Raw genomic sequence first — 14,128 nt, 5'->3', positions numbered from 1 at the left:
ACGAGGTGTAGGATGTAGGCAACTTTGCAAAAAAACGTAGATTGTAATTACTCAAGTTCATTGCTTGTTCCGCTACGCAAAATTAAGGTTGTAGCCCCGATGGTAACAATTGCACCATCCTCAATGCGGATACGATCTTTGTCACCCAGGATTTCATTATTCAGAAAGGTTCCCGTCAGGCTGGGGGCATCTCGCAAAGTATAGATAAGCCCACCTTGTTTATTGCGTTTCACATTAATAATGCAATGGCGACGATCCATACTCATATCCGATGTTTCAATGGGAGTGTTTATGTTAGTACCCACACAGCGGCGACCTATTACATTATCTCCTTCTTGCAAAGGCAGCACTTGTTTGAAGCCAAATACATTCTCAATCACTGTGATACTGCCAAAAGCTTCCTTGAATTCCTCTTCGTCCGGGCGTTCTTCCTTTTGGGGAGCAAGCATCTTTGTTTTCCCCAAGCGGATACTAAACTGCTTGCCACAATGCTCACAAACAAAGACCAAGGACTGACCTTCGCTATACTTTGTTTCGTCAAACTGAAGATAATTCTCACATTTGGGACAACGGATACGCTTCATGGAATTAAAATTAAAAATTAAATCACTTTTTCAGCACCCAAGCATTCTTATAGGTTTCGTTCTCACGAATTCTCGCCAAAGCCTGATAGGCTTCCACTTCTGTTCCGCAAGACTCAATGCTGACGCGCATCTTACCGTCTCCCACAATAGCTTTCGCACCGGAAAATCCCTTGGCTACCAATTGTGCAGCCATAGTTTCCGCATCTTTTTCAGTACCTACGCTGGCAATGATAATATGATATGGTCTTTTTGGGGTGGCAACTGCTGGTTTTGCAACAGGCTGTACATTATGTTTAGGCGCATCAGCAGTAGCTGAAACAGAGTGAGAAGCTTGTTCTTTTGCCGTAGTTTCAGTAGACACAACTGGTGTTTTACCAACTTTGACTTCTCTGACAGCAACAGGAGCCACCACTTTCTTCTGTGTCCCTGTTTGCTTCTTAGCGGATTTACGTGCGGGGGTATTCTGCTTTACAACAATCGGTGTAATAGCCAAAGATTGCTTCTCTATCTTTTCGAATAATTCATCCGGAAGCAATTTGGCATAGTTTTCTTCTATCACTTCCGTATTCTCTATTGGAGTGGAGAAGAAAAAGGAGAGGAAAATGACAACCGCTACCGCAGCCACATTCGTTAGGTAAGCCCGGTTAAATTTGATTGCATAGCTACGCTTTTCTTTTCCAATGGCAGCAGGAGCAGGAATAATCTTCTCGGCCTGTGGCTTTTCTATAGCAGACAATTCCCGCATCTCAAACGCATCCAGCCCATATAGATAAGGAGTTGTGATCTTATTATCGTACGGCGCGAAGTCAAATGTATTATGAATCGTATAACGTACTTCGCCTACATTCGGCAAGTCCACTTTACCTTCTTCATGCAAAGCGGCAATCAGTTCATCAACCTCACGCTCCACTATCTTGGTAGCATCCGAGAAGTTGGTGCCATACACTGACATATAAGATTGAACCAGCAAGCCATCATTCATCTTCAGTTGCGGATTGAAACCAATGATACGGGTAGGGGGCAGAAAAATATTTTCTTCTTCCACTCTCGTAGCCGGAGCATAATGAGCTACAAATCCTCCTAAACCCGGAACAATGACGCAGTCATTTTCCAATAATAAAGCCTCTATATGTTGTGCCAATTCAATCATGGTGCAAAAGTAACGCAAATCTCGGATATAAGCCAGTTTCAGGGCATTTTTCTTTCAACAAATTATAAACAATGCAGAAAGGAACAATGTTTTTTTGAAGAAAAAGCTAGCTGATCCGTTAATGAATCTGCTAGCTTTTATTCGTTTTAGACCTGCATTTTTGTTAATTAGCTATGATCATTCTTTTTGTATCAATCAAACGACCATCTGTAACCAATGAATAAATATAAATTCCATTAGGCAATTTATAAGTATCTATGTGTATCTCACTTTGCCCTTTTGTTCCTATTGGCAACTTTAGAACCATTCCTCCCATAGCGTTGTATATTTGAATATAGGCATTGACCGTCTTTGAAGGGATATAACAATTTATGACAGCACTTCCTTTAGCCGGATTAGGACTATTTTGCTCCATTCTGGCATCTTTTTTGTCTTCTACCATTCTATCGTCTATATTATTGCTCTCATCCATAATACCTCTGGTCATCGAATTTGCAGCTGTACCATTATATATTCTAACAGTACTACCTAACTCTGCTGTAAAACCTGGCACTATCCGCACGGAATTGTATCCATTCATAATGACATTTGCACCGCTCCTTATAGTTACATTTTCAGCATACAACTTAGAATGTTTATATGTTTTATTGGACGTGATGGTTACATTCTTAATATTGCCATCAAATGTTGGCGTCGCTCGTTTAATCGTTATAGTTTTAGTATTACCTAAAACACTTCTAAAACCGAGAGGAGTAACTTTTATGGTTTCGCCATTACCGGATGTAGCATTATAATTAACTTTAATGGTTCGGCCGCTATAGAATGTTTTTCCACCCCAAGACTTTGGAGTTTCCCACTTAAACTCTGTGATTTTATTTTTGTTTAACGGATATGCCATTTCCGGAACAGTGCATTCCAATATACCTGTTTGCCCAAGCGGAAGTGTTATTATATCATTGGTAGCTTTACTCCCATTGTACCTGAAATCTGTAATATACATATTCTTGACACTGTTTATATTTACTTTGATGCGAAGTAAAACGGGACCATTGATATCTACGGTTATAGTTCCTTTGCTAGTAGTATCGTCCCATACAACAGTCGCAAGAAGCGCACCAATTGTTTGCCTCAATTCAGTTGGACCATTCACATTATTAAAACGACCATTGGTAATTTTCCACCGAACTACCGTATTGATATCCCACCCATCCAAATTAGCTCTATAGGAGTAATACGTTCCAGGGTCAACAGTTGTAGGCCCTGTAAGAGAATTCCCTACAGAGAAGGAACTCAGGCTATTAAATAGTAGGAATATGAAAATAATATATTTTTTTATCATAGTATTTATTTTTATTGGGTAATTTTTAATTTCAACTCTTCTATTTCTTTTTGTTGTTGCTCCATCACTTTTTGTTGCTGAATCACATACAAAGTCAGTTCCTCTATTTTCTGGAGTAGAAGCGCATTAGTTTCTCCTACATTGATGCCATTGGCCTTAACCTCTTGCTCAGAAGGCACATTCGGCAATCTACCTTTCTCTTTTATATGTTCTTCGACCTCTCTCAATGTAGGTAATTTATAATTTTGCTTAAAGACAAAATCAGCCCAATTTGATTCTACCAAGATTTCTTTAGCTCTGATGGTACCATTAACATCAAGTTTGTTTTGAGGATTCTCAGTGCCAATGCCTACGTTTCCGCTTGTAATTAATAGGCTATCAGCCCTTATTGTACCATTCACGTCCAATGAAGTAGTTGGATCTGAAATTCCAATTCCCATCTTTCCATTTGTTTTGAATATAAATTGAGGGGTAAAAAAATCTTCGCTCCAATGTTGTCTTCCAATCATGAATCTATCATTGTTATCATCACCAACATTTAGTAGAAAATCTGTCTGATCTAACGTAATATTATACCGTACAAAGTGTATATCATCCATATTATCTCCATTATGGCCAAAATTAAGTTTCTTTCCATATCCAACGTAAAATTCAGATTCGGTAGCACCTAACTGCAGATCTTTTTCGATAATTTCAAATGGGGAAACATAACCATCATTATTACTCTTCGTTTGAGAGAAAGCTGCCATACAAATTAGAAGAAGCAAGCATAACACATAATTTTTTTTCATAATAGTATTTTTTTAGAGGTTAATATATATGAGAATTAATCACTCAAATAAAACATCCATAGATAAAAGCATATTACCTATTTTTATTGAGTTTTTTTAATTTCAATTCTTCTATTTCTTTTTGTTGCTGAATCACATACAAAGTCAATTCTTCTATTTTCTGAAGTAGAAGTGCATTGGTTTTTCCCACGCTAATGCCGTTAGCCTTAACTTCTTCTTCAGAAGGAACATTAGGCAATGTACCTTTTTCTTTTATATGTTCTTCAACTTCTCTTAATGTGGGTAATTTATAATTTGGCTTAAAGACAAAATCAGCCCAATTTGATTCTACTAAGATTTCTTTAGCCCTGATAGTTCCATTTACATCAAGTTTGTTTTGAGGATTATCGGTACCGATACCTACATTGCCATTTGTTATTAATAAACTGTCAGCTCTTATAGTACCATTTACATCCAATGAAACCGTTGGATCAGGAATTCCAATTCCCATTTTTCCATTTGTTTTGAATATAAATTGAGGGGTAAAAAAGTCTTCGCTCCAATGCTGTCTTCCAATCATGAATCTATCGCTATAGTCATCACCAACATTTAGAATAAAATCTGTTTGATCAAATCTAATATTATTTCTAACGAAAAATATATCATCAAGGTTATCAGAAAAATCTCCAAAGAACAACTTTTTCCCATATCCTAAATATTCTACGTCAGAAGCTCCCAATTGCAAATCCTTATCAATAATCTCAGTTTGAGAAAAAGCTCCCATGCAAATCAATAGGAGTGAACATAATGCATAAATCTTTTTCATAATAATATTTTTTAGAGGTTAATAATTATGTATGAAAATTAGCCAATTAAATTTCAAAACATAAAAATATTAATATGTTAAGAAACATAAATGTGATATAATGCAACTAAACCATTAAATTATTCATTTATATACAACATATTAATCCTTATTCATGGAATATTTTACTTTTAATTTCTCTATTCGTATTCATTTGTTGAATTACACACAAAATCAACACCTCTATTTTTTGAGTAAATACAATATTTATAGAAAGATTTTGAAGCGAAAATGAATAGTCATAACCTAATAAGATTGTAAATGATAATAATATATTCAAAGACAAAATGGCAAATTCAACTATTAATTCATATCGCCAAACAAATTATAAACCGCAACAAAAAATACCGCGTCGAACAGCGAAGTATTATTATTAGTGCTTTATTTGATAAAACGCTCAAGAAACAATGAACAAATTATAGACAACCTAACAATAAACCCGCCTAACCAACGTTTATTGACTATAGAACTATTACTTTTGCGATAGTCAAATTAATAAAAGATAAGATATACGATGAAAATAAAAACGCTGATTCCTGCTTTTTCGTTACTATTATTAATGTCGTGCAAAACAACGACTAATACTATTACCTATTTTCAGGATTTAGACAACCAGATGCCAGCTGTTACCGAGCAATCTGTTAATTATACCCCTCGGATTGCTCCTGATGATCAATTATCAATAACTGTATCTGGGACAGATCCGAATGCTGTAGCAGCATTCAATATGCCACTTGCCAGCTATTTGGCCCCAGGGGAAACAAATGTTACCTCTACACCTGTACTTCATACTTATTTAGTAAATTCACGCGGAGAGATTGATTTCCCAGTACTTGGTAAAGTACAAGTTGCTAATATGACACGTAGCGAATTGACAGACATGATGAGTGAAAAGATTTCCGCTTACGTCAAGTCTCCAATTGTTACGATACAGATAAGGAATTTCAAAGTTTCAGTACTGGGTGAAGTTAATAAACCCGGAACGGTAAATGTACCTAATGAACGCCTGTCCGTACTTGATGCCCTTGGTATGGCAGGAGATTTAACAATATATGGCAACCGTACTAATGTGCTCCTAATCCGTGATAACAACGGAAAAAAAGAATATCACCGTTTTGATCTGACATCCGCAGAAACTCTGACTTCACCCTTCTATTATCTACGGCAGAATGACGTTCTCTATGTGGAGCCTAATAAAGCTAGGAAAGGAAATGCCAAATATAGCCAGAACGGACAATTTAACGTATCTTTGGCATCAACTATAATCAGCGCTTTATCGGTGTTGGCATCGTTAGGGATCGCATTATTGGTTAAATAAATCACTTAGTTATGAATGACGAAAACATACATATAGGAGCGCTTTTAAAGCAATTCCTAGCCTACTGGAAAATATATACACCTATTGGCATTATCTGCCTGATTGTCGCCGTCTGTTTCTTAATAGCCACACCTCAAGAATATCAGTTTACAGCACGTATACAACTAATCAGAGATAATCAAGGGATGATGTCTGAACTGAAAATGTTGAAAAGCACAGGTATAGGCGCAATGTTGGGCGGAAGTAGTTCAGGAAGCAGTGTGGAAGATGAAGTAATAGTACTGATGTCGCGTACCAATATGACTGAAGCGATCCGTGAAACCGGATACCAAGTGGAAACGCGTGAACGGCGAGGCCTAAAAAATGTACTGCTTTATGGAAAAGACAATCCGGTAACATTTCTCTTTCCCGAACAGTTTTTAGATACCTTAAGTAAACCAGTAAAAATAAAACTAACACTATCGAATGGAATCATACAATCAGCCCAAATAAAATCAACTCTATTTAAGACGGTGAAAGTAAAAGAACAGTCGCTGCCTTGTCGATTGCAATTACCTATTGGCACCATTATGATTACCCCGAATGCAGACGTTTCCGTTCCCGGAGAAAAAACACTGACTATTCGGATTACTCCATTGCAGCAAACCTATGAAGATTTGTATGATGATTTATATGCAGGTGCACAAGAAACAATTTCAGACATAATAATACTCCTGTTTGAGAACGAGAATAAACAGCGGGGATATGACTTCTTAAATACTATCATGTCCACTTACAACCGATATAGCCGAAATGTAAAAGTAAAGGAAGCCACTATTAATGCAAAGTTTGTGAAAGAACGTTTGGATACCATTACTACGGAACTTGCATATCTGGAACATCAGATCGAAACTTATAAGAAGCAGAATAACATACCGGAGCCTGCTTTATATGCTAAAGCGACCGTTACAGGATATCAAGAATTGGAAAGTATTATTTTAGAAACGGAAGCTCGCCTAAAAATGCTGGATTATGTAGTGGATTATATGAAAAATCCCCTGAATGAGTATGCTTCAGTGCCTGCTATAGAAGGAATCGGTGAAAAATCTATTGCCCTTTATAATCAATTGGTACTTGACCGACAGCGCCTGCTTCTTTCTTCCGAGAAAGGAAATCCGGCTTTGATACTTGCCGACAAACAATTGACCGAACAGCGCAAAATGCTGCTGGAAGCTATAGATGCAGCTCGGCAAAGCATACGTGCAAGCCTAGAGGAAATAAATAAGAAAAATCGGGCATTCAACAGCCAGCTAAGTGCTCTGCCCACCCAAGAAAGGGAATATGTTGAAATGAAGCGTCAACAAAAAATAAAAGAGACTGTCTATTTGTTCCTTATGCAAAAATTGCAGGAGAAAGAGTTGGCAAATTCTCCGGACGAGCAGGCGGGTAGGGTGGTAGACGCAGCATATAGTTCGGCAAAGCCCGTATATCCACGCAAAGTGTTTGTACTGGCAATAGCACTTGCTACAACTTTCATTCTCTCACTGATCACTATTAGTTTTCGGGTGTTTGTTTTCACTAAAACAAAATAAGCCATGCTGTCCCGGTTAGTGTTCTCTAAAAACAACTTATTTTTCGCCTTTCTCATATTTGGCTATTTATTCGGGGTTATCTTCTATGACTTTATCGGATTCGACTATGTAGATGAGTTAATGGCTCTCTTCCTTGTCGTCTTTACCGGGATGGTGGTAATGGAACGCAGAAATTGGAAAGAGTTGATACCCATAGGAATAGTTACCGGAATTTTTATATTCTACTTGATATATTCATTTCTTATCAAATCCAATACTCCCATTGCGATTTGCATGGATTTCTTGACGCAGTTAAAGCCTTTCCTGGGATTTTATTGTACCTTCCTGATAGCTCCGGCACTAACTGTATCTCAGAAACGCTTCTTGTCCATTCTGTGCATAGCAATAGCGGGAGGACTTTTCATTTTAGGAATCATCGATGTTAATTTTTTGTTCTTCGGTCATCAATCTCGTTATGCGACAGCCGTTGTCGCTACTTTTTTTCTACTTAGCTATTGCTCTACCAATTCATGGAGCGACATTGCCGTTTTATTGTTAATATTAACCATCGGACTGATTTCCACCCGTTCTAAATTTTATGGTTTCTGGGCAATCGCCATTTTTCTGATGGTCTATATGAAATTGGGCGGAAAAATACGTTTTAACATAACAACAACAGTCCTGTTCGGGTGTCTTGCTTTAATAACTATTTGGTTGGCAAAAGACAAGATTATACTCTATTATGTGGATGGAATGATGAACTCCCAAGAAATGTGGAGCCGTCCTGCCATGATGCTTACTTCCATGCAAATCTTATATGACTATTTTCCTTTTGGAAGCGGATTAGGAAGTTTTGGAACATTCGCTTCTGCAGAATATTATTCTCCTGTCTACTCCGCTTACGGAATTGATCACTTGTGGGGATTATCAAAAGATATGCCTGCATTTATATGTGATGCATTCTATCCCGAATTAGCCCAATTTGGAGTCGCAGGCGTCATACTCTATTTTGCTTTTTGGTTCTCAATCCTCAGGAAATCAACGAAAGAACAATTGCCCACTAGGCAATTGTTTGTTTTGCTAATATTTATATTTTTTCTGATAGAAGGAATTGCCGATGCCACTTTTACGCAAAACCGGGGATTGTTTATATTGATATTATTAGGTCTTATATTATCTTCGAATAAATGAAGCTGAAAATTGGAACATATAAAAAAGGAGCCGTATATTCTTCCGCTTTCAGCATCGGAAGTAAACTGACAGCTTTTGTCATGCAGCTTCTAATTGCTTACTATCTGGGGGCAAATACAGGAACGGATATTTATTTTTATTTATTTAATATAGCTATTTTAGTAGGTGGGCTAGTGCAAACACTTAATACATCTATTTTAATTCCTAAAGCTATGTTCCTGCGCTATAATGAATCATCAAGAGCTGAAATGCAATTTCACAATTCATTTCTTTACACATTCTTATTACTGGCAGCAGGTGCATTACTTCTATTCTGCATAATTGGAGGCAAACAAGCACCAGAATGGATTATGAATTTCCCCACCCAAGATATACGCAGTCACATCTCAGTATATTACTTGTTTTTCCCACTGACTCTCCTTATCATAGTAAATCTCTATGTAAGTGAAATATTGGTTTCATTCAAGTATTTTACATTGGGACTTTCGTGTAATTTCATGATAAACTTTAGTGGCATTGTCGCACTTATCTTATTAGGTCAAAAAGCAGATGTTTCAATCGTGATGTATAGTAGCTGTTGTGCATGCTTACTGAATATTATCTTGTTGCTTTGGTTTATGAAGAAAAAGCTGAGATGGCAATTCTCGTTAGTAAAATTCGCTCTTGTCCGTTCACAAAGCAAAGCGTTAACCGGGCTGGCTGTTAATCAGGGAATCATTATTTTTGCATCCACTTTTCCCATGTATCTATTGTCCCAATATCAGCCGGGAATAATAACTGTCATCAATTATGCACAGAAGTTTATCCAAGCTCCGTTAGCACTCATACAGCAAATAACTTCTGTTCTTCAAATAAAGCTCAACAATCTATACAGCCACGGTGAAAAGGAAGAAATGTATCATGTCACTTTGCGGGTAACTTTACGTTTATTTCTGTTTACGATATGCACTTCTTTGGTTATCTTCCTGTTACGTACTTTTATTGCCGAGGAATTGTTCGGATTAGGAAAAATGCCGTATGCCGCCATGGAAAAGCTATCATCCCTTATCGGTATAATGACATTTGCAATGCCTTTTACCGCCGTCAGTTTGGCATGCATGAAAATATATTTTACAGAAGGCCGTATACGTCTCTATATCATTATTATGTCATTGAGTAACCTATTCTCATGTATATGTTACTACTTTGCTATAGAGACATGGAAGGAACATGGATATGCTGTTGTGTACTTATTCATTGAATTTGTAATTATGATAGGTATTGTGGCGTTTTTAAAACGCAGAAAATAAAGAAAAAAATGAAAGATTATAGATTAAGCAGCTGGAAAAAATATCCTAATGAACTTTTTTATATAGCAGCAATGGCAACTCTAATTTTACAGCTATTGCATCTTCGCTATGACCTTTTATTACACTTTGATAAGGATTTAGGATTGTTGAGCTACAGTGCCCGTTCTATGGTTGACGCACTCTTGCTACTACTACCTTATTGGTTGCTTCCTGCTAAATTACGCATATATTATGTTAGTATTATAGTTTTCCTATTCTCTTTTTGGGGATTGTCTCAATTATGGTATTATCGTACTTATGATGATCTGATGCCATTTTCCTCTTTTCTCCTATTTGATAATATTTCCCCTTTGTTATTAAATAGCATAAAAGCATCCATGAAATTAACAGATATTCTGTTTATTTTGCCACCATTCTTTTTATTCATTCTTTATTGGTTTCTTTTTGTGGATACAATAAAAAAGACACCTGTCAATTCTAAAAAAAGAGTCATATATACGATTAGTATCTTACTTTTTGCTATTCTTATACATTTAATGAATGCATATGTGTTTTATTCAAAAATGCAAAATAGGACGACTTGTCATTTAGGAATTCGCTATGTTAATACGGTTAATTACATATCGTATTTTGACTTTAATGGATTTGTCCCCTTCTGTATACATTCATTTATAAACACCATATTAGAAAAACGCAGTTTGGATATTAAAGAGAAAGAAGAAATAGAATCATTTTTGAGCAAATACATGCTTAAATATACAGATAATCAATACGCTGTTAAAGAAAAACAGAATTTAATTGTGATAATAGTTGAATCTCTTAACTCATGGCTTATTAATTTTAAACTGGATAGTATAGAAGTAACCCCTCATTTAAATCAACTTTGCCAGGAAAATAATTCAATTCTTGCTTTACATATACAACCTCAAGTCAAAAGTGGTAGATCAAGTGATGCACATTTCATGTACAATACAGGACTGTTACCAATAAATAATGGTGCGGTGGCTGTACGATTTGGAGAGGCTGAATATCCTTCTTTGGCAAAAGCGTTAAAAGGGTATAAATCATTATCTATGGTTTGTGATGATGCTAAATATTGGAATCAAGAAACAGCTTTCAAATCTTATGGATTTACACAATTATATGATAGTCGTTCAATGATGAATACTTCAGGAAACATAAATGATCATATCTTGTTAGAAAAGGCTGCCAATCAAATTAAACATGCCGATTTCCCTTTTTACGCACAACTGGTAACAATTAGCATGCATTATCCTTATAATACATTAGAGATTCCTTCTACAAATATTTCTAAATCAAAATTGTATACCAAAAATATTAGAAACTTTCTGGAAAAAGCCCATTTTTGTGATAATGCTATTGGCAAATTTATTCAAGAATTAAAAGAAACAGGAATCTATGAGAAATCACTTATAGCAATTATTTCGGATCACAACGAAATAGATAAGAACCAAATTGAAAATAGAAAAGAGACTCTACCTGAAGATAAAGAAATAGCAATGATTATACTCAATGGTTCACAAAAGTTGAATTACACCTCTAAAATGGAACAAATAGATATATATCCGACTTTACTTGATTTAATGGGGGCTAATAACTATCCGTGGAAAGGTTTAGGGCATAGTATTTTTCGTAAGGACTCTATACTATTACTCCCATTAGAAGAAAGAAGAAGTTATATTTCTGATTTGATTATAACAAAAGGATATTTTAAAATGAAGTAACATGCGCATATTATTACTGAATTCCATATTATATACTCCCCGCACCACAGCTAAAGGGAGATTTATCCCCCAGGTAACTTCTATTGAAGATTGCATGATTATAAAACTGGGGATAGAGTTTGTTAATCAGGGACATGAGGTGACTTTAGTAGCTGCGGAAGATTATAAGCCAACTAATCAGCAGGATTTTCCCATAGAAATAGTTTATTTCCGTTCCATGCTGCCTAAATTGTTCCTGCCGACTGTACTGCCTTTTCATCCGCAACTGATTCACTTCATCAAGAAACACAAAGGACAGTTTGACATGATTATCAGCAGCGAAATTTTTTCGTTTAATTCTTTATTTGCTGCATGCTTAGTACCTGATAAAACTCTTATATGGCAAGAATCAGGCAATCATAATCGAAAATTCTTCAGATTGCCATCTTTGATATGGTATCACCTTGTAGCACGCGCATTTATGCGCAAGGTAAGAGTCATACCCCGTTCTCTTATAGCAGGAAAGTTCACAAAACAGTTTGGTTTGAATGTTTTTTCTAATTTTATAGATCACGGTGTAGATGGAAAAGTTTTTCATTTCCAAAAAGAAAAGAAAGCTTCATTTATTGTTATAGCCCATTTGGATAGAGATAAGGATGTAATATCTATTATCATCTCCTATAAGAAATTCATAGAACGATATTCTGACAGACAGTATTCATTATACATTATCGGAGAAGGGGAGGAATCAGAGAATCTGAAAGACTATGTCCAAAGTAACCAACTGAGTAATCAAGTTCTCTTTTTGGGAAGAATCCCGCAAAGGGAATTGAGTAAATATCTAAGCGAATCTGTTTGTTTACTTTGCAATTCCAGAAAAGAACTAAATATGTTGTCGATAGGAGAAGCTATAGTAGCAGGAACTCCAGTACTTACAAATACGGTTCCGTATAGCCATGAATGGATAACACAGAATAAGTTAGGAATAGCTAAAGATAATTGGACAGAAGAAGATATGTATGAAATAGTGATGAATAATAGGTATTATGTGGATAATTGCTCACGCTATTCTTCACAACTCTTATTATCGGAACTTCCCAACAAATTCATAAAACAATTCAATATAAAATAACTATGAGAATTCTCATTGTAAATAAGTTCCTATACCTTCGGGGAGGTGACTGCACCCACTCCCTAAATTTAAAGCAATTATTACGTAATGCAGGCCATGACGTGTGTTTCTACGCAATGAGTTATTCACAAAATATAGTATGTGAGGAAAATAAATATTTTGCCGAAGAGATAAGTTTCTCTGCGAAGGATCTACAAGGAAAAATAAAAGCTGCCAACCGCATTATATGGGGGATAGGAGTAGCGCAAAACTTCAAAAAACTTTTAGATGAATTTCAGCCTGACGTTGTGCACCTGAATAATATTCATTCGTATCTTTCACCTATAGTTGCGAAACTGGCATATCAAAGAGGAGTCAAAGTAATCTGGACACTCCATGACTATAAACTGATCTGTCCTTCATACAGCTGTCTTTGCAAGGGAAATACCTGTGAAGCATGTTTTACGGATAAAAAGCACGTAGTACTCCGTAAATGCATGAAGAACAGTTTTCCGGCAAGCATATTGGCTTGGGGGGAAGCCATGAACTGGAATAAGAATAAGCTTTCATTATGGACAAATAGTTTTATCTGTCCTAGTCAGTTCATGGCGGAAAAAATGCAGCAAGGAGGATATCCGGCCAGTAAACTACAGGTCATTAGTAACTTCATTGGAGAAGAACAAGTGCAATATATAATAAATACCCCCAACCCCATACGGGAAGAAGCATACGCATATATAGGACGACTTTCACAAGAAAAAGGTGTTGAGTCACTTTTAAAGGCTGCTTCTCGTTTACCTTATAAACTATATATTGCCGGCAGCGGACCTTTAGAAGCTGGTTTGAAGAAAAAATATACTGCAAATAACATAATCTTTCTTGGACATTTGGGAATAATGGATACTATTGAATTACTCAAAAAAATATCATTTACTGTCATTCCTGCTATTTGGTATGAAAATAACCCACTAAGTGTAATAGAATCCTTATGTTGTGGTACTCCTGTGTTAGGGCGAAATATTGGCGGCATACCGGAATTAATAGAAACCAGCAGCTTTAATCGCCTCTTCACTCAAGACGAAGAATTACCTTCACTAATTACTAAAATGTTCAATACCGTTGTTTCTGCCAATAGAGATGAATTATCCACCGCGGCCTTGCAACGCTTCTCCGGTGAGCATTATTATCAAAAGTGGCTTGAAATAGTAGGAAAGGAATGAAAAATAGTATTTTTGCA

12 protein-coding genes are annotated in these 14,128 nt (G+C 36.2%); 7 read left to right on the top strand and 5 right to left on the bottom strand.

All coding sequences use genetic code 11. The annotated features are described in order from the left end of the window. Positions 1–47: 47 nt before the first annotated feature. The 5 genes from VYM24_RS17905 to VYM24_RS17885 all read right to left on the bottom strand — a co-directional run bounded on the left by VYM24_RS17905 (position 48) and on the right by VYM24_RS17885 (position 4,669). On the bottom strand, positions 48–584 hold the full coding sequence (locus VYM24_RS17905) for an FHA domain-containing protein (protein WP_007218494.1): 537 nt from the start codon (positions 582–584) through the stop codon (positions 48–50). 22 nt (positions 585–606) lie between these two features. Continuing rightward, on the bottom strand, positions 607–1,734 hold the full coding sequence (locus VYM24_RS17900; protein ID WP_330940544.1) for an HU domain-containing protein: 1,128 nt from the start codon (positions 1,732–1,734) through the stop codon (positions 607–609). Between the two features lie 163 nt (positions 1,735–1,897). Next, entirely contained in the window at positions 1,898–3,073 is a 1,176-nt protein-coding gene (locus tag VYM24_RS17895; protein WP_330940543.1) for a T9SS type A sorting domain-containing protein, read from the bottom strand. An 11-nt stretch (positions 3,074–3,084) separates the two neighbouring features. Next, on the bottom strand, positions 3,085–3,864 hold the full coding sequence (locus VYM24_RS17890; RefSeq protein ID WP_291601795.1) for a hypothetical protein: 780 nt from the start codon (positions 3,862–3,864) through the stop codon (positions 3,085–3,087). Positions 3,865–3,937: 73 nt separating this feature from the next. Next, entirely contained in the window at positions 3,938–4,669 is a 732-nt protein-coding gene (locus VYM24_RS17885; RefSeq protein WP_330940542.1) for a hypothetical protein, read from the bottom strand. 553 nt (positions 4,670–5,222) lie between these two features. Between VYM24_RS17885 and VYM24_RS17880 the strand changes: the two genes are divergently transcribed. From VYM24_RS17880 to VYM24_RS17850, 7 genes are all read left to right on the top strand, one after another. Then, complete coding sequence (locus VYM24_RS17880) at positions 5,223–6,026, top strand: polysaccharide biosynthesis/export family protein (protein WP_330940541.1); 804 nt, start codon at positions 5,223–5,225, stop codon at positions 6,024–6,026. 11 nt (positions 6,027–6,037) lie between these two features. After that, on the top strand, positions 6,038–7,597 hold the full coding sequence (locus VYM24_RS17875) for a GumC family protein (RefSeq protein WP_330940540.1): 1,560 nt from the start codon (positions 6,038–6,040) through the stop codon (positions 7,595–7,597). Positions 7,598–7,600: 3 nt separating this feature from the next. Continuing rightward, positions 7,601–8,767 carry a hypothetical protein gene (locus tag VYM24_RS17870; protein ID WP_330940539.1) on the top strand — a complete coding sequence of 389 codons (1,167 nt, stop codon included), beginning with the start codon at positions 7,601–7,603 and terminating at the stop codon, positions 8,765–8,767. Then, on the top strand, positions 8,764–10,056 hold the full coding sequence (locus VYM24_RS17865; protein ID WP_330940538.1) for a lipid II flippase MurJ: 1,293 nt from the start codon (positions 8,764–8,766) through the stop codon (positions 10,054–10,056). The genes VYM24_RS17870 and VYM24_RS17865 overlap by 4 nt, the downstream gene beginning before the upstream one ends. 8 nt (positions 10,057–10,064) lie before the next feature. Next, positions 10,065–11,801, top strand: a complete 1,737-nt coding sequence (locus VYM24_RS17860) for an LTA synthase family protein (RefSeq protein ID WP_330940537.1) — start codon at positions 10,065–10,067, stop codon at positions 11,799–11,801. Positions 11,802–11,895: 94 nt separating this feature from the next. After that, positions 11,896–12,912, top strand: a complete 1,017-nt coding sequence (locus VYM24_RS17855) for a glycosyltransferase (RefSeq protein ID WP_330940536.1) — start codon at positions 11,896–11,898, stop codon at positions 12,910–12,912. A 2-nt stretch (positions 12,913–12,914) separates the two neighbouring features. Then, positions 12,915–14,111, top strand: coding sequence for a glycosyltransferase (locus VYM24_RS17850; RefSeq protein ID WP_330940535.1), 1,197 nt, complete (start codon positions 12,915–12,917; stop codon positions 14,109–14,111). Positions 14,112–14,128 lie beyond the last annotated feature (17 nt).

This window comes from Bacteroides sp. MSB163, assembly GCF_036416795.1.
GTDB classification, from domain to species: domain Bacteria; phylum Bacteroidota; class Bacteroidia; order Bacteroidales; family Bacteroidaceae; genus Bacteroides; species Bacteroides maternus.
This window is presented reverse-complemented; position numbering and strand designations above follow the sequence as displayed.